Source organism: Nonomuraea sp. NPDC047529, from assembly GCF_040642995.1.
Classification (GTDB): domain Bacteria; phylum Actinomycetota; class Actinomycetes; order Streptosporangiales; family Streptosporangiaceae; genus Nonomuraea.
Genome location: NZ_JBEYTJ010000020.1, coordinates 109,683 through 125,770 on the forward strand (window position 1 = coordinate 109,683; position 16,088 = coordinate 125,770).

15 protein-coding genes are annotated in these 16,088 nt (G+C 71.5%); 11 read left to right on the forward strand and 4 right to left on the reverse strand.

The features are described from left to right. Nucleotides 1–4: 4 nt before the first annotated feature. The 3 genes from ABZ815_RS28945 to ABZ815_RS28955 form a co-directional block, all read right to left on the reverse strand. Nucleotides 5–1,093, reverse strand: a complete 1,089-nt coding sequence (locus ABZ815_RS28945) for a cupin domain-containing protein (RefSeq protein WP_357703287.1) — start codon at nt 1,091–1,093, stop codon at nt 5–7. Between the two features lie 40 nt (nt 1,094–1,133). Continuing rightward, complete coding sequence (locus ABZ815_RS28950; RefSeq protein ID WP_357703289.1) at nt 1,134–2,363, reverse strand: DUF349 domain-containing protein; 1,230 nt, start codon at nt 2,361–2,363, stop codon at nt 1,134–1,136. Nucleotides 2,364–2,425: 62 nt separating this feature from the next. Beyond that, entirely contained in the window at nt 2,426–3,298 is an 873-nt protein-coding gene (locus ABZ815_RS28955; protein ID WP_357703291.1) for a peptidylprolyl isomerase, read from the reverse strand. A gap of 138 nt (nt 3,299–3,436) precedes the next feature. Here ABZ815_RS28955 and ABZ815_RS28960 point away from each other — a divergent pair, with 138 nt between their 5' ends. Genes ABZ815_RS28960 through aspS form a run of 3 tightly spaced genes read left to right on the forward strand, consistent with a single transcriptional unit; the run spans nt 3,437 to nt 7,106 of the window. After that, nucleotides 3,437–4,114, forward strand: coding sequence for an MBL fold metallo-hydrolase (locus tag ABZ815_RS28960; RefSeq protein ID WP_357703293.1), 678 nt, complete (start codon nt 3,437–3,439; stop codon nt 4,112–4,114). Beyond that, nucleotides 4,114–5,373, forward strand: a complete 1,260-nt coding sequence (gene hisS / locus ABZ815_RS28965) for a histidine--tRNA ligase (RefSeq protein WP_357703295.1) — start codon at nt 4,114–4,116, stop codon at nt 5,371–5,373. The genes ABZ815_RS28960 and hisS overlap by 1 nt, the downstream gene beginning before the upstream one ends. Continuing rightward, nucleotides 5,370–7,106, forward strand: a complete 1,737-nt coding sequence (gene aspS / locus ABZ815_RS28970) for an aspartate--tRNA ligase (protein WP_357703297.1) — start codon at nt 5,370–5,372, stop codon at nt 7,104–7,106. Before hisS ends, aspS begins: the two co-directional genes overlap by 4 nt. A gap of 59 nt (nt 7,107–7,165) precedes the next feature. Here the strand turns inward: aspS and ABZ815_RS28975 are convergent, their stop codons facing one another. After that, nucleotides 7,166–8,056 (reverse strand): peptidylprolyl isomerase, encoded by an 891-nt coding sequence (locus tag ABZ815_RS28975; protein WP_357703299.1) that lies wholly within the window; start codon nt 8,054–8,056, stop codon nt 7,166–7,168. A 173-nt stretch (nt 8,057–8,229) separates the two neighbouring features. Between ABZ815_RS28975 and ABZ815_RS28980 the strand changes: the two genes are divergently transcribed. From ABZ815_RS28980 to mltG, 8 genes are all read left to right on the forward strand, one after another. Further along, nucleotides 8,230–8,730 carry a hypothetical protein gene (locus tag ABZ815_RS28980; protein ID WP_357703301.1) on the forward strand — a complete coding sequence of 167 codons (501 nt, stop codon included), beginning with the start codon at nt 8,230–8,232 and terminating at the stop codon, nt 8,728–8,730. A gap of 9 nt (nt 8,731–8,739) precedes the next feature. Then, nucleotides 8,740–10,041 (forward strand): replication-associated recombination protein A, encoded by a 1,302-nt coding sequence (locus ABZ815_RS28985; RefSeq protein ID WP_357703303.1) that lies wholly within the window; start codon nt 8,740–8,742, stop codon nt 10,039–10,041. A gap of 33 nt (nt 10,042–10,074) precedes the next feature. After that, nucleotides 10,075–10,851, forward strand: coding sequence for a hypothetical protein (locus tag ABZ815_RS28990; RefSeq protein WP_357703305.1), 777 nt, complete (start codon nt 10,075–10,077; stop codon nt 10,849–10,851). A gap of 183 nt (nt 10,852–11,034) precedes the next feature. Then, complete coding sequence (locus ABZ815_RS28995) at nt 11,035–11,403, forward strand: DUF948 domain-containing protein (RefSeq protein WP_357703307.1); 369 nt, start codon at nt 11,035–11,037, stop codon at nt 11,401–11,403. Beyond that, complete coding sequence (locus ABZ815_RS29000) at nt 11,400–11,630, forward strand: hypothetical protein (RefSeq protein WP_357703309.1); 231 nt, start codon at nt 11,400–11,402, stop codon at nt 11,628–11,630. The genes ABZ815_RS28995 and ABZ815_RS29000 overlap by 4 nt, the downstream gene beginning before the upstream one ends. Before the next feature lie 22 nt (nt 11,631–11,652). Further along, on the forward strand, nt 11,653–14,325 hold the full coding sequence (gene alaS, locus ABZ815_RS29005; RefSeq protein ID WP_357703311.1) for an alanine--tRNA ligase: 2,673 nt from the start codon (nt 11,653–11,655) through the stop codon (nt 14,323–14,325). Between the two features lies 1 nt (nt 14,326). Continuing rightward, nucleotides 14,327–14,809, forward strand: a complete 483-nt coding sequence (gene ruvX / locus ABZ815_RS29010; RefSeq protein ID WP_357703313.1) for a Holliday junction resolvase RuvX — start codon at nt 14,327–14,329, stop codon at nt 14,807–14,809. Between the two features lie 91 nt (nt 14,810–14,900). Then, complete coding sequence (gene mltG / locus ABZ815_RS29015; protein WP_357703315.1) at nt 14,901–16,064, forward strand: endolytic transglycosylase MltG; 1,164 nt, start codon at nt 14,901–14,903, stop codon at nt 16,062–16,064. Nucleotides 16,065–16,088 lie beyond the last annotated feature (24 nt).

Consider the following 16,088-nt stretch of genomic DNA (forward strand, 5'->3'; position numbering starts at 1 on the left):
GGGATCAGCCCTTCAGGTCCGGCAGGTTGACCACGATCGCCTCCTGGGTGCTGCGCGCGATCACCACGACCGCCTCCCGCTCGGGGTCGGGGTTCTCCTCGCGGTGCGGGGTGTAGGGCGGCACGTAGACGTAGTCGCCGGGGGCCGCCTCGATCCGCCGTTCGCGGCCGTCCTGGAGGAAGACGAAGCGCGGGGTGCCGCTGACGACGTAGATGGCGGTCTCGGAGGCGCCGTGGTGGTGGTCGGAGGAGCGGGTGGCGGGCGCGACGTGCGTCTGGCCCATCCACAGGGCCGACGAACCGGCCGTGGCGCCGCTGATCGCGGCCAGCCGGCGCATCCCGGAGCTCTGGGCCGTGTCGCCCGACAGCGCCTCAGCGGCGATGTGACGCAGCGGGAGGTGGAAGGGGTCGCCCTCGGCCCGGTAGCCCTCCCACAGGCGCCCTCCGGCCCGTTCCAGGACGCCTGAGGCCACCGTGGTCAGCAGCGCCGGGTCGGAGTGGGCCGCCAGCAGCTCGTCGGCCAGCGCCGGGTCGTGCTCGCGCAGCTCGCGCAGCAGCCATTTGCCGTTGCCCCGCCACCTGCCGCCCACGTCGAGCGCGAGCCTGGCGGTCTCCTGGACCACCTGCCAGCGGATGAACAGCTGCTCGCCGGGGTCGGTCGCGCCCGCCAGGTCGTCGAGCAGGTCGGACAGGCCGTAACGGGCCTGTTCGGCGCGGGGCGCGGCCAGGTCGCCGGGACCGGCGGCCAGCCGTTCGCCGAGCACCGTCTGCAGGTCGCTGGCCCGGCCGCCGGTGCGGTCGACCAGCACCGCGCCGTCGGCGCACATGCGGGCCATGCCCGGCTTGCGCCGGGCCAGGTCGCGGTCGACGTAGGCGTCGAGGCTGGTCTCGCTGTGGACGTACAGCTCGACGGGCCAGCCGTGCCAGCGCAGGGACTCGCGATAGGGCACGGCCAGCCCGTCGAGCACCACCACGACGTCGAGGTCGGAGGTGCGGGTGCGGCGCTCGGTGAGCACGCTGCCGCCGACGAAGGCGTACAGGGCGCCGGGGAACAGCTCGTCGACGAGGGCGCGCGCGACGCTGACGGGGTCCATGCCGTCAGCGTAGGACCCCGGCCGCCCTCCGAAGATCGGATCAGCTGAACTCGGTCAGTGTGCGCTCGGCCTCCTCCAGCCACGAACGGCGGGCGACCAGCGCCTCCTCGGCCTCCTTGACGTCCTTGGCCCGGCCGGCGGCCTGCGCCTTGGACAGCCGCTTCTCCAGCTGCTCGATGGAGGCGCGGAGCTGGTCGACCGTGCTCTGGGCGCGCGCCCTGGCCTCGGGGTTGGACCGCTTCCACTCGGCGTCCTCGGCCTTGCGCACGGCCTCGTCGACCTTGCGCAGCCCGCCTTCGAGCCGGTCGCGCTGCTCGCGCGGCACCGGTCCGGCGGCCTCCCAGCGCTCCAGGATGTGCCGCAGCGCCGCCCTGGCCGTGCGCACGTCGGTGACCGGGAGGATCTTCTCGGCCTCGGCCAGCAGCTCCTCCTTGATCTCGGCGTTGGCCGCCAGCGAGGCGTCGCGCTCGGCGAAGACCGCCGAACGGGCCTGGAAGAACTGGTCCTGGGCGGCCTTGAAACGGCCCCACAGCTCGTCCTCGACCTCGCGTGAGGCGCGCCCTGCGGTCTTCCACTGCTGCATCAGCTCGCGGTAGATCGCCGCGGTCGTGCCCCAGTCGGTGGAGCCCGCGAGGGCCTCGGCCTCGGCGACGATGCGCTCCTTGGCCGAGCGCACGCCCTCGCGCTGCTCGTCGAGACCCGCGAAGTACTGCTTGCGGCGCTTGGCGAAGGCCGTACGGGCGGCCGACAGGCGCTTCCACAGCGCCGCCTCGGTGACCCGGTCGATCCGGTCGGCGGCCTTCCACTCCTCCACGAGCTGGCGCAGCCGTTCGCCGCCCGACTTCCAGTGGGTGGTCTCGTCGGCGATGCGCTCGGCCTCGGCGACGATGCGTTCCTTGACCGTCCTGGCCTCGGCGCGCGCCTGGTCGCGGGCGGCCTTGACCTCCTCGCGGCGATGGCCGACCAGCTCGGTCAGGCCGTCGAGGCGGGCCGTCAGCGCCGCCAGGTCGCCCACGGCGTGGGCGTCGGCGACGGCCTCGCGCAGCTTGGCGATGCTCGCCTCGGCCTGCGCGGGCGCCAGGTCGGTGCCCTTGACCCGCTGTTCGAGGAGCTGTACCTGGCCCGACAGCTCGTCGTACTTGCGATGGAAGTAGGCCAGTGCCTCTTCGGGTTCACCGGCCTGCCAGGAGCCGACGGCCCGCTCTCCCTCAGCCGTACGCACGTAGACGGTGCCGTCGTCGTCTACCCGGCCCCACGGGTCGGTGCTCACCGTGTCCTCCCGCACTATCCATCAGACCCTTCGGGACTACTTCGTCCCTAGTTTGTATTACGTCAGCTCTTGCCGGCGATTGTCACGTCTTTGATTTCGAGGGTTTGCTTCGGTGCTCCGGTCCCATCTCCCATGTCAGCGATGATGCCCGCTTTGTTCACCTTGTCCAGGATGTCGAGCCCCTTGGTGATCGTACCCACCGGCGTGTAATCCGGGGTGAGTCCGAGATCGCCGTAAACGAGGAAGAACTGGCTCCCCGTGCTGCCCGGCGCCGACGTCTTCGCCATCGCCACCGTGCCGCGCTTGTACGCCGCCCCCTGCAGGTTCTCCTCGGCCATCACGTAGCCGGGGCCGCCCGCGCCGTCCTGGCTCTTGCCGTCGGCCTTGGCCGTCGGGTCGCCGCACTGCAGCATCGGGAACTTGTCGCTGCCGAGCCGGTGGCACTTGCTGCCGTCGTAGAACTTCTTGGATGCCAGGAAGGCCAGCGAGTTGGTCGTGCAGGGCGCCTTGGCGTTGTCGAGCTCGACCACGATGGCGCCCAGGTTGGTGTCGAGCGTCATCGTCCTCTTGGCCGGTTCGGTCTTGACCTTGGCCGGCGGCATGCCGACGTCCTTGACCTGGCCGCCGGCCGCCTCCTTGACATAGTCGCAGGTGCCGGCCGCCGCGTCGTACGGCTTGGGCCCCTTGTCGGCCGCGGCCGACGCGGTGTCCTGCGGGGCCGAGGCCGAAGGCGAGGCGGCCGCCTCGGTCTTCGAGTCGCCGCCGCCGAGGAGCGCGACCGCGGCCACGATGCCGCCCACCACGACCACGACGCCGACCGTGGAGCCGATGATCGCGGTGCGCTTGGCCTTCTGCTCGCGCTCGATGCGGCGCTGCATCTGCCGCTCGTAGTGCTCACGTGCCAGCTGCTTCTGCCGGTCCTTGCCCGTGGCCACCGCTTTGCCTCCCATAGTCAATCAACTGAGGTGGGCGAATCGTATCGGCCAATGGGTAATGATTCGCAGCCCGGCGACCCGCACCGGTACCCTTCGGTTACATTCCCATTGGCTTTTCGACGAGATCACCTGAGGCAGATGCTCATCGCAGGCTTCCCCGCAGGGGCCCTCCAGACCAATTGTTACGTCGTCGCGCCCGCGGCCGGCGAGGAGTGCGTGATCGTCGATCCGGGCCAGGACGCCGCCGAAGGCGTCGACGAGCTGCTGCGCGAGCACCGGCTCAAGCCGGTCGCGGTGCTGCTCACGCACGGCCACCTCGACCACGTGTGGTCGGTCGCCCCCGTCTGCGGCGCGCGCGACGTCCCCGCGTGGATCCACCCCGACGACCGCCACCTGCTGAGCGACCCCTCGGCCGGCTGGGGCGGCGGCGTCTCGCTGTTCGGCGACATCAGGCTGAGCGAACCCGACGACGTGCGCGAGCTGTCCGACGGCGCGGAGCTCAGCCTGGCGGGCCTCGATCTCGTGGTCGACCACACCCCGGGCCATACCAGGGGGTCGGTGAGCTTCCGGCTGCCCGGCGACGAGATCATGTTCTCGGGCGACCTGCTGTTCGCCGGCTCCATCGGCCGTAGCGACCTTCCCGGCGGCGACTACGCGACCATCCTGCGCAGCCTGGCCACCAAGTGCCTGCCGCTGCCTGACGATACGGTCGTCCTGCCGGGCCACGGACCACAGACCACGATCGGCCGCGAGCGCGCCACCAACCCTTACCTGAAGGAAGCGGCGCCGCAGGCCGGTCCCACACGAGGGATCTAATGAGCTTCCAAGCACCCAAAGGCACCTTCGACTGGCTGCCGCCCAGCTCCGAGGCCATCCTGGCCGTGCGCGAGGCGCTGGCCGCCCCCCTGAGGCGGGCGGGCTACGGCTACGTCGAGACTCCCGTCTTCGAGGACACCGAGCTGTTCAAGCGAGGCGTGGGCGAGTCAACCGACGTGGTGTCGAAGGAGATGTACACCTTCCCCGACAAGGCGGGCAGGTCGCTGACCCTGCGCCCCGAGGGCACCGCCTCGGTCGTGCGCGCCGTGCTCCAGCACAACCTGCACACCGGCCAGCTCCCGGTCAAGTTGTGGTACTCCGGCAGCCAGTTCCGCTACGAGCGTGCCCAGAAGGGCCGCTACCGCCACTTCTGGCAGGTCGGGGCCGAGGCCCTGGGCTCCGAGGACCCGGCGCTCGACGCCGAGCTGATCGTGCTCGGCGCGCGGGGCTTCGCCTCGCTCGGGCTCCGGCAGGTCAAGCTGCTGGTCAACTCGCTCGGCGACAAGAACTGCCGGCCCGCCTACCGGGCCGCGCTGCAGGAGTTCCTGCGCGGGCTCGACCTCGACGCCGACACCAGGGCCCGCATCGAGATCAACCCGCTGCGGGTGCTCGACGACAAGCGGCCCGAGGTGCAGGCGCAGCTCACCGGTGCGCCGCTGGTGGTCGACCACCTGTGCGCGGCGTGCAAGAGCTACCACGAGGAGGTCCGCTCGCTGCTGACCGCCTCGGGCGTGGCCTTCGAGGACGACCCGCGGCTCGTGCGCGGGCTCGACTACTACACGCGCACCACGTTCGAGTTCGTGCACGGCGGGCTCGGCTCGCAGTCGGCCGTCGGCGGCGGCGGCCGCTACGACGGGCTCAGCGAGGTGCTGGGGGGCCCGCCGCTGCCCAGCGTCGGCTGGGCGCTCGGCGTCGACCGCACGTACCTGGCGATGGAGGCCGAGGGTCTGCTCGGCGAGGCCGCGCCGGGCCGCGTCCAGGTGTACGGTGTCCCGCTGGGTGACGACGCCCGCCGCCGCATGTTCCTGCTCCTCTCCGAGCTGCGCGAGGCGGGCATCAGCGCCGACATGGCCTTCGGCGGCAAGGGGCTCAAGGGCGCGATGAAGGGCGCGGACCGATCCGGCGCCCGGTTCGCGCTGATCCTGGGCGAGCGTGACCTCGCGGCCGAGGCCGTGCAACTGAAGGACCTGACCACCGCTGAACAGACCGAGGTGCCGCTGGCCCAGGTCGCCGACGTTTTGAAAGGGAAAGTGCAGTGATCCGCACGCATACGGCCGGGTCGCTCCGTGAGGAGCATGCCGGGCAGCAGGTGACGCTCGCAGGATGGGTGGCCCGCCGCCGTGACCACGGCGGCGTTGTCTTCATCGACCTGCGCGACGCCTCCGGCTCGGCGCAGGTGGTCTTCCGCGAGGAGGACCACGCCCACGACCTGCGCGCCGAGTACTGCGTGCAGGTGGTCGGCCAGGTCAGGGTGCGCCCGGAGGGCAACGCCAACCCCGAGCTGCCCACCGGCGCGATCGAGGTCGTGGCCGAGCGGGTCGAGGTGCTGAGCGAGTCCGCGCCGCTGCCGTTCCCCATCGAGGGCAACGTGGGCGTGTCGGAGGAGGCCCGGCTCAAGTACCGCTACCTCGACATCCGCCGCCAGCAGGTCGCCGGCGCCATGCGCACCCGCTCCAAGGCCACCTACCTGGCCAACGAGGTGATGCACGAGCTCGGCTTCGTCTACGTCGAGACCCCGACGCTGACCCGCTCGACCCCCGAGGGCGCGCGCGACTTCCTGGTGCCGGTCCGCCTGCAGCCCGGCAACTGGTACGCCCTGCCGCAGTCGCCGCAGCTGTTCAAGCAGCTCCTCCAGGTCGCCGGCCTGGAGCGCTACTACCAGCTCGCCAAGTGCTACCGCGACGAGGACCTGCGGGCCGACCGCCAGCCCGAGTTCACCCAGATCGACGTCGAGATGTCCTTCGTCGACCAGGAGGACGTCATCGAGGTCGGCGAGAAGCTGGTCGGCCGGCTGTGGCGGGAGATCCTCGGCTACGAGATCCCCATGCCGCTGCCGCGCATGACCTACGCCGACGCCATGGCCCGCTACGGCTCCGACAAGCCCGACCTGCGCTTCGGCCAGGAGCTCGTCGAGATGACCGACTACTTCGCCGACACCTCCTTCCGCGTCTTCCAGGCCGACTACGTCGGCGCGGTGGTCATGCCGGGCGGCGGCTCGCAGACCCGCAAGGAGCTCGACGGCTGGCAGGAGTGGGCGCGCAGCCGCGGCGCCAAGGGCCTGGCGTACGTGCTGGTCCAGGAGGACGGCACGCTCGGCGGCCCGGTCGCCAAGAACCTGTCGGAGCAGGAGCTGTCCGGCCTGGCCGCCAAGGTCGGCGCCAACCCCGGCGACGCGGTCTTCTTCGCCGCCGGCGCCCGCTCGGCCTCCCGCGACCTGCTGGGCGCGGCCCGGCTGGAGATCGGCCGGCGCTGCGGCCTGATCGACGAGTCGCAGTGGTCGTTCCTGTGGGTGGTCGACGCCCCCATGTTCGAGGAGGACGGCGAGGGCGGCTGGACGGCCGTGCACCACCCGTTCACCGGCCCCAAGCCGGAGTGGGCCGACAACTTCCAGGACCACCCGGGCGAGGCCCTGGCCTACGCCTACGACATGGTCTGCAACGGCATGGAGATCGGCGGCGGCTCGATCCGTATCCACCGGGCCGAGATGCAGCAGCGCGTCTTCGACGTGCTCGGCATCTCCAAGGAGGAGGCCGAGAGCAAGTTCGGCTTCCTGCTGGAGGCGTTCAAGTACGGCCCGCCCCCGCACGGCGGCATCGCCTACGGCTGGGACCGGATCTGCATGCTGCTGTCCGGCGGCGACTCGATCCGCGACGTGATCGCGTTCCCGAAGACCGCCTCCGGCTTCGACCCGCTGACCGCCGCGCCGACGCCGATCACGGCCGAGCAGCGCAAGGAGGCGGGAGTCGACGCCCAGCCCAAGTCCGAGGCCTGACACGACGACGGCGGGCGTCCCCTCTCCGAGGGGGACGCCCGCCGTTCTCGTGTGCCGAGCTACCTCAGCGTGACGCGCTTGATGATGATGGGGTTCTTCGGCGCGGTCGAGCCGCCGTCGCCCACGATGTCGTCGCCGTTGACGATGACGCCGTCCTTGGCGACCTTCTCGATGATCTCCAAGCCGGAGCGCACCATGCCGAGCACCGAGTACTGCGGCTCCAGCTGGCCGTTCTCGTCCGACAGCGAGATGGCGAACTGGCTGCTGTTCTGCCCGGCGGCGCCGTCGGGCTGGGTCAGGAACACCACGCCCTTGGTGTAGGACATGGTGCCGGCGGCCTCGTCGCCGAACACGTAGCCGGCCGTGCCCTGCCCGTCGGTCGGGTTCCTGCCGTCGGCCTTGGCCTGCGGGTCGCCGCACTGCAGCAGGAACAGGCCGGCCGTCTCCGGCGTCGCCAGCCGGTGGCACTTGGTGTTGTTGTAGAAGCCCTTCCTGGCCAGGAACGCCATCGAGTTGACCGAGCACGGGGTCGCGTTCGCGTCGACGTCGATGACGATGTTGCCGTGGTTGGTGGTCACGGTCATCGTCTTGAGCTTCAGGTTGGGCCGCTTGCCCGGCAGGCCGACGAACTTGTTGGGCGCGGAGTCGTCACGCTTGTACGTGCACGACACCTCGCCCGCCTTCTTCGGCGGCGCGGTGCTCGGCAGCTCCGTCGGCGCGGGAGAACTGGTGCTGGCGGAGGGCGTGGGCGTGCTCGCCGCCGCGGCCGTCTTCTTGTCGTCGCCCATCAGGGTGGTCGCGGCGAAGATGCCGCCCGCCACCACGACGACGGCCACGCCCGCGCCGATGAAGGTGTTCCGCCTGCCTTTGGCGGTCTGTTCGGCCGCGCGCCGCGCCTGCCGCTCCTTGTGCTCCCGGGCCAGCTCGCTCTGGCGGTCGTCGCCGCTCACCGGTTGTCTCCTTCATCTTTGCCGACACATGACCAAACAACTCCGCGAATGCTACCGGCCTCCGATATGTGCCGGGCGTAAGTGGCGGAAGCCACTGACTGGGGCAAGTGGGAGATAGAACCTTTCGGTATGAGAATTCGTAGTCCAGGTGAGGCCCCTACCAAGGAGTGATCGTGTTCGAGCAGATCCTCGGCCTGCCGGCCCATCCGCTCATCGTCCATTTCGCCGTGGTGCTGACGCCGCTGCTCGTCCTCCTGGCGGGGGCGTACGCGCTGCTGCCACGCGTACGGGCCCTGACGGCGTGGGCGGTGGTGCTGCTCGCCGTGGCCGCCCCCGTGGCGGTCCTGGTGGCCAAGGAGAGCGGGGAGAGCCTGAAGCGGGCCCGCTTCGCCGACGTGGAGGGCCCGCTCGGGGCGCGCGTCGCCGACCACGAGAGCTTCGCGAACCCGTTGCTGCTGTCGGTGGCCGGTCTGGCCGCCGCCTCCCTGGCCCTCGTGTACGCCACCACCCCCGCGCGCCGCTCGGTCACCTCCGACCGGTTCGGCAGGCCCGTCACGTTCGTCCTGTCGGCGCTGACGGTCGTCCTGGCGGCCGTGGCGGGGTGGTTCTGCTTCCGCGCGGGCGACTCCGGGGCCAGGGCCGTGTGGGCCGCGGCGGGTCTGACCGGCGTGTAATCTCGCGTTGTGGATAGCCTGTTCGATTCGGCGGCTGAGGAGGCCACCCCGCAACCCCTCGCGGTGCGGATGCGCCCGCGCACCCTCGACGAGGTGATCGGCCAGCGACACCTGCTGGGCCCCGGCACCCCGCTGCGGCGGCTGGTCGAGAGCGAGGCCCCCATGTCGCTGTTCCTGTGGGGCCCGCCCGGCACCGGCAAGACGACCCTGGCCTACGTCGTCTCCAACGTCACCAAGCGCCGCTTCGTCGAGATCTCCGCCGTCTCGGCGGGCGTCAAGGACGTCCGCGCCGCCATCGACAACGCCCGCCGCGAGCTGGGCATGAGCGGCCGGCAGACCGTGCTGTTCGTCGACGAGGTCCACCGCTTCAACAAGGCCCAGCAGGACGCCCTGCTGCCGGCGGTGGAGAACCGCTGGGTCACCTTCATCGGCGCCACCACCGAGAACCCGTCCTTCTCGGTCATCTCGCCGCTGCTGTCGCGCTCGCTGCTGCTCACGCTGGAGTCGCTGTCCGACGACGACGTGCGCGCCGTCCTGGAGCGCGCGGTGGCCGAGCCGCGCGGCCTGGACGGGCGGCCCCGGCTCGCGCCCGAGGCCCTCGACCACCTGGTGCGCCTGGCCGGCGGCGACGCCCGCAGGTCGCTGACCTACCTGGAGGCCGCCGCCCTGCTGGCCGACGACATCACCGTCGAGGTGGTGGAGAAGGCCGCCGACAAGGCGGCCGTGCGCTACGACCGCCAGGGCGACCAGCACTACGACGTGATCAGCGCGTTCATCAAGTCGATGCGCGGCTCCGACGCCGACGCGGCGCTCCACTACCTGGCCCGCATGATCGAGGCCGGCGAGGACCCGCGCTTCATCGCCCGCCGCATCGTCATCTTCGCCTCCGAGGACGTCGGCATGGCCGATCCCACCTGCCTGCAGACGGCGGTGGCCGTGGCCCAGGCCGTGCAGCTCATCGGGCTGCCCGAGGGGCAGATCAACCTGGCCCAGGCCGTCATCCACTGCGCGATGGCGCCCAAGTCCAACGCGGTCGTCAAGGCCATCGGCGCGGCGGTCGGCGACGTCCGCAAGGGGCTGATCGGCCAGGTCCCCGGCCACCTGCGCGACGCCCACTACCCCGGCGCCGCCAAGCTCGGCCACGGCGACGGCTACAAGTACCCGCACGACTTCGACCACGGCCTCGTGCGCCAGGACTACGCGCCCGAGCAGGTGCGCGACCGCCGCTACTACGAGCCCACCCGCCACGGCGCAGAGGCTCCCGTGGCCGACCGCTGGGCCAGGATCCGCGACTTCCTGCGCGGCTCCTGACCGTCCCGCCCGCACGCCAGATTGATCGCCACCATGACCGTCACCTCGAACGACCACCGCGCGAGCTTCGACGCCCGCATCACCTTCGGCAACGGCGGCGACCTCGCCGTCCACGGCTTCCGCGTCGACCTGCCCGGCCCCGACACCTCCGAAGGCGAGATCGCCGCCCTGTTCGTGGCCTCGCTCGGCCTGCTGATGACCGACGGCGTCGAGCTGACCAACGTCGAGATCTTCGCCGAGCCGCACAAGGGCACCAGGGGAGGGCCGTCCGACCGCGCGGCCACGGCCGCCCCGGCGGCCGGGGGAGCGCTGGTCGAGCTCGCCCGTCCGCCCGCCGAGGGCGGCACCTGCCTGGTGGCGCCCGGCGGCGACCTGCCGGGCCTGCCCCTCTCGCGCGCGGCCGAGCTGCCCGCCGTGGTGGTGCGGCTGGAAGGGGCCGGGGGGCGGGAGGTCGGCGTGGGCACGCTGGCCGCCTTCGAGGTGCGCGGCAGGGCCGTGCTGCTGCACACCGGCGCGGGCGACGGCGGGCGGCTCACCCCGGAGGCCGCCGCGTGGCTGGCCGCGGGCGGCGTGGCCCTGGTCGGCACCGACGCCGACACCCTCGACGGCACCACGCCTGAGGGGGACGACGGGCGTGTGGACAGCCCGGCGCTCGACGTGCTGCTCGCCGCCGGTGTGCCGGTCGTGGAGCGGCTGACCGGGCTCGACCGGCTGCCGCCGACCGGCGCCCTGTTCACGGCCGCGCCGCCGCTGCTGGAGGGCGTCGGGCGGGTTCCCGTACGCGCCTTCGCCCGCGTCCCCGAGGCGTGACAGGCGGCGTGACAGGAGGCGGCCGGGCGGCGGAAGGCCTGGTCAGGGCGGCATGCGATCGGTCACGGAAGCGTCCGCAGGCGACCTGGCCGCCGGATCGGACCCGGTTTCCTCACGAACGTTGTCGCCGGGACGCGATAAGGTTCTTGCCGTTCCGGCCCAGCGTACGAGGGAGATGAGCGGATGCTTACCGCTGGAGAGGTCGCCGGGCTGATCGCGGCCACGGGCTGGATTGTCCTGGTCTGCGTTCTCGCCATGGTGCTCGTCAAGCTCGCCAGGCTGCTCACCGAGACCACCAAGGCGGTCTCCGACCTGAACAACCGCCTGGTTCCGCTGCTCGACGACGTGAGCGTCACGGTCAACGAGACCAACAGGCAACTGGTCGCGGTCGAGGCCATCGCCCAGGACGTCAAGCAGGTCAGCGCCCACGCCGCCAAGCTCAGCGCGGTGACGCAGACCATCTTCACGGGCCCGTTGATCAAGGTGTCGTCGCTCGGCTACGGCGTGCGGCGCGCCATCGAGGCCCGCAGGCCGCCGAGGCGGTCCCGGTGATCAGACGGCTGTTCTACCTCTCGCTCGGCGCGTTCCTCGCCTTCTGGGTGATGCGCAGGCTGCAGGCGCTGCACCCGACCCACGTCGTCCGGCGCACGGCCGACGGCGCGGCGGGCATGCTCGCGCGGGTGAGAGACTTTACCTCTGACGCGCTCGGCGAGGCCGCCGAGCGCGAAACCCAGTTGCGGGCCCGCTTCGGGCTCGACAACGCTGAAGACAACAACTGACTACCAGCAAAGGATGGCCACAATGGAGTCGGCAGAGATAGCCCGCCGCTTCCTGCGCTTCTTCGAGGAGCGTGGGCACAAGGTCGTGCCCTCGGCCAGCCTGATCGCTGAGGACCCCACGCTACTCCTGGTTCCTGCCGGTATGGTGCCGTTCAAGCCGTACTTCCTGGGGCAGCGCAAGCCTCCGGCGTCACGGCTGGCAACCGCGCAGAAGTGCGTGCGCACGCCCGACATCGAAGAGGTCGGCAAGACCACCCGGCACGCCACCTTCTTCCAGATGCTCGGCAACTTCTCCTTCGGCGACTACTTCAAGTCCGAAGTGATCCCGTTCGCGTGGGAGCTGCTCACCCGCTCCGAGTCCGACGGCGGCTTCGGCTTCCCCGAAGACCGGCTCTGGGCGACCGTCTACCTCGAGGACGACGAGGCCTACGACATCTGGCGCAACAAGGTCGGCGTGCCCGAGAGCCGCATCCAGCGTCGCGGCCTGGAGGACAACTACTGGCACATGGGCGTGCCCGGCCCCGGCGGCCCCTGCTCGGAGATCTACTACGACCGCGGCCCCGAGTACGGCAAGGAGGGCGGCCCCGTCGCCGACGAGGACCGCTACCTCGAGGTCTGGAACCTCGTCTTCATGCAGTACCAGCTCAGCCAGGTCCGCACCAAGGTCGACTTCGACATCTCCGGCGAGCTGCCGGCCAAGAACATCGACACCGGCATGGGCCTTGAGCGCATGGCGACGATCCTGCAGGGCGTCGACAACCTCTACGAGATCGACACCACCTACAAGATCCTCGACAAGGCGGCCGAGCTCACCAAGACCCGCTACGGCCGCGACCACCGCGCCGACGTGAGCCTGCGCGTGATCGCCGACCACGTGCGCACCGGCACCATGCTGGTCGCCGACGGCGTCATGCCCGGCAACGAGGGCCGCGGCTACGTGCTGCGCCGCATCCTGCGCCGCTCGGTGCGCAACCTGCGCCTGCTCGGCTCCGGCGACGAGCGCTACATGCACGAGCTGACCGACGTCGCGATCAACGTGATGGGCGAGCAGTACCCCGAGCTCAAGGCCGACGCGCCGCAGATCCACGGGATCATCGACGCGGAGGAGGCGTCCTTCCTGGGCACGCTCCGCACCGGCACCGCGATCTTCGACGTGGCCGTCGAGGAGACCAAGCGCAAGTCGGGCACGACGCTCTCGGGCGACCAGGCGTTCAAGCTGCACGACACCTACGGCTTCCCGATCGACCTCACCCTGGAGATGGCGGCCGAGCAGGGGCTCAAGGTCGACGAAGAGGGCTTCCGCCGCCTCATGAAGGAGCAGCGGCAGAACGCCAAGGCCGACGCGGCGGCCAAGAAGACCGGCAACGCCGACATCTCCGTCTTCGGCCACCTGCTGGAGAAGGCCGGCAAGATCGACTTCCTCGGCTACGACGAGACCGAGGCCGAGACGTCCGTCGTCGGCATCCTGGTCGACGGCGTCAGCGTGCCGGCGGCCGGTGCGGGCACGACCGTCGAGATCGTGCTCGGCCGCACTCCGTTCTACGCCGAGGGCGGCGGCCAGCTCGCCGACCAGGGCGTCATCCGCACGGCGGGCGCCGAGGTCGAGATCCTCGACGTGCAGTCGCCGCTCAAGGGCCTGATCGTCCATCGCGGCAAGATCCGCAGCGGTGAGCTGAAGGCCGGCGACGAGGCCCAGGCCGAGATCGACGTTGAGCGCCGCCGGGCGATCTCGCGCAGCCACAGCGCCACCCACCTGGTCCACCGCGGCTTCAAGAACGCGCTGGGCGAGACGGCCGCGCAGGCGGGCTCGGAGAACTCCCCGGGCCGCTTCCGCTTCGACTTCACCGCGGCCGGCGCGGTCCCGGCCAGCGTGCTGCGCGACGTCGAGGACGAGGTCAACGCGGTGCTGATCAACGACCTCAAGGTCAACGCGTTCTACACCTCCCAGGCCGAGGCCAGGGCGATGGGCGCGCTGGCGATGTTCGGCGAGAAGTACGGCGACGAGGTCCGCGTGGTCGAGATCGGCGACTACTCGCGCGAGCTGTGCGGCGGCACCCACGTCCACAGCTCGGGGCAGCTCGGCCTGGTCAAGGTGCTGGGCGAGCAGTCGGTCGGCGCGGGCGTGCGCCGGGTCGAGGCGCTGGTCGGCATCGACGCCTTCCGCTTCCTGGCCCGCGAGAGCGTGCTGGTGGCCCAGCTGTCCGAGCAGCTCAAGGCGCGCCGCGAGGAGCTGCCCGAGCGCATCGAGGGCATCGTCACCCGCCTGCGCACCGCCGAGAAGGAGCTGGAGAAGGTGCGCTCGGCGCAGGTGCTCCAGGTGGCCGGCGAGCTGGCGTCCCAGGCCCGTGACCTGCACGGAGTCTCCGTGGTGACTCACCGCGCGCCTGATGGCACCGGCGCCGACGACCTGCGTAAGCTCGCGCTTGATGTGCGTGGCAGATTCCCGGCCGACCGGCCGGCGGTCGTGGTGATCGCCGGCGCCCCCTCCGACCGGCCCGTGGTGGTCGCCGCGGTCAACGAGGCGGGGCGCGAGCGGGGGCTCAAGGCCGGAAGGCTGGTCGGCGTCGCCGCCAAGGCTCTTGGGGGTGGCGGTGGCGGCAAGGACGATGTCGCGCAGGGCGGCGGTACGCGGCCCGAGGCGATCGGCGACGCGCTCGGCCTGGTCGAACAGGCCATCGGCGAGCAGATCGGATGACATGAGGTTCGGTTCGCGGATCGGCGTCGACGTCGGATCCGTACGCATCGGCGTGGCCCGCAGCGACCCCAGTGGGACGCTGGCCACGCCGGTCGAGACCGTGCGGCGCGGCAAGGGCGACCTCGACCGCATCGCCGAGATCGTCGCCGAGCACGAGGCGATCGAGGTGATCGTGGGGTTGCCCACCTCGCTGTCCGGGCGTGAGGGGCAGGCGGCCGGGCTGGCCCGCGCGTTCGCCACCGAGCTGGCCGGGCGGCTGGCGCCCACGCCGGTGCGGCTGTTCGACGAGCGGCTCACCACGGTCGCCGCCCAGCACGGGCTGCGGGCCAGCGGCGTACGCGCCAAGAAGCAGCGCGGGGTCGTCGACCAGGCGGCCGCCGTCGTGCTGCTGCAGGACGCCCTCGACTCCGAACGCGCCACCGACAGACCACCAGGCAGGCCCGTCGAACCGCCCCCCGCGGCGGCCGACGGACCTGCCTCATGACCGGGCGGCACTGCGAGGCCCGCGACGAGGCCATGACCTGTGCGCCCGCTCCGACGCCGCCAGTCCGGCGCCTGCCCGGCGAGGTGGTCACGTGAGCGCCACCCCTGAGGACGACGGCGGCGAAGTGGTCCCGTTCCAGCGGGCCGACTCCGAGCAGGAGTCGCCGCCGGAGCCGGCGGCCGGGGAGCCTCCGGGCGACGGCGACGGCCCGCCGCAGCGTCGGGGCCGGGCCCTGGGCAAGGCGGGGCTGATCTCCGCCGCGCTGGTGGCCGCCCTGGTGGCGGCGGGGGCGGGCGCGCTCACGGTGGTCAGGCCGTACCTGAGCCCCGACGACTTCGAGGGCGTGGGCAGCGGGACGGTCACCGTCCGCATCCCGCCGGGCGCGAACGCCGAGGAGATCGGCACCGCGCTGGCCGACGCGGGGGTGGTGGCCAGCTCGCGTTCGTTCGTGAACGCGGCCCAGGAGCGGGCCGTGGCCAACCGGCTGCGTCCCGGCCACTACCGGCTGCGCAAGGGCATGGCCGCGGGCGCGGCGCTCGACCTGCTGCTCGCGCCGGCGTCCCGGCTCGTCAGGCGGGTGGCGGTGCCCGAGGGGCTGCGCGCGAACGAGGTGCTGCGGCGCGTCGCCCAGCTGGCCGCGCTGCCGCTGAAGGAGCTGCAGGCCGTCGACAAGAGCCTCATCGGGCTGCCCACGTACGCGCCCGGGATCGAGGGCTTCCTGTTCCCCGCCACCTACGACGTCGAGCCCGGCGACAAGCCCGTGGACGTGCTGGCCGCCATGGTGGAGCGGTGGGGCGTGGCCGCCCGGCAGATCCATCTGGCGGACGGGGCCCGGCGGCTCGGCCTGACCCCGCTGGAGGCCCTCACGGTCGCCAGCCTCGTCCAGGCGGAGGGCGGCACCGACGCCGATTACCCCAAGATCGCCAGAGTGATCTACAACAGGCTCAAGAGCAACACGCCGCTGGAGCTGGACACCACGGTCCTGTACGCGCAGAACCGCCGGTCACTGAAGGTCACGGAGAGCGACACCAAGGTGAACTCGCCCTACAACACCTACCGCCGCCGCGGGCTGCCGCCGGCGCCCATAGCCAATCCGGGGGAGAAGGCGCTGCTGGCGGCGCTGAACCCAGCCGCAGGTGATTGGCACTGGTTTGTGACGACGGATCCGGCGCATAGAATCACCAAATTCACCAACAAAGAGAGCGAGTTCGTGAGATACCGGGAAGAGTTGAACAAGAACCTCGGGACAGGCTGATGTTCGGCGGGACCCCCCTCGTCC

Coding starts and splice junctions, on each gene's coding strand:
- ABZ815_RS28945 (WP_357703287.1), bottom strand. CDS start 1,093: ATGGACCCCGTCAGCGTCGCGCGCGCCCTCGTCGACGAGCTGTTCCCC.
- ABZ815_RS28960 (WP_357703293.1), top strand. CDS start 3,437: ATGCTCATCGCAGGCTTCCCCGCAGGGGCCCTCCAGACCAATTGTTAC.
- hisS (WP_357703295.1), top strand. CDS start 4,114: ATGAGCTTCCAAGCACCCAAAGGCACCTTCGACTGGCTGCCGCCCAGC.
- ABZ815_RS28990 (WP_357703305.1), top strand. CDS start 10,075: ATGACCGTCACCTCGAACGACCACCGCGCGAGCTTCGACGCCCGCATC.
- ABZ815_RS28995 (WP_357703307.1), top strand. CDS start 11,035: ATGCTTACCGCTGGAGAGGTCGCCGGGCTGATCGCGGCCACGGGCTGG.
- alaS (WP_357703311.1), top strand. CDS start 11,653: ATGGAGTCGGCAGAGATAGCCCGCCGCTTCCTGCGCTTCTTCGAGGAG.
- ruvX (WP_357703313.1), top strand. CDS start 14,327: ATGAGGTTCGGTTCGCGGATCGGCGTCGACGTCGGATCCGTACGCATC.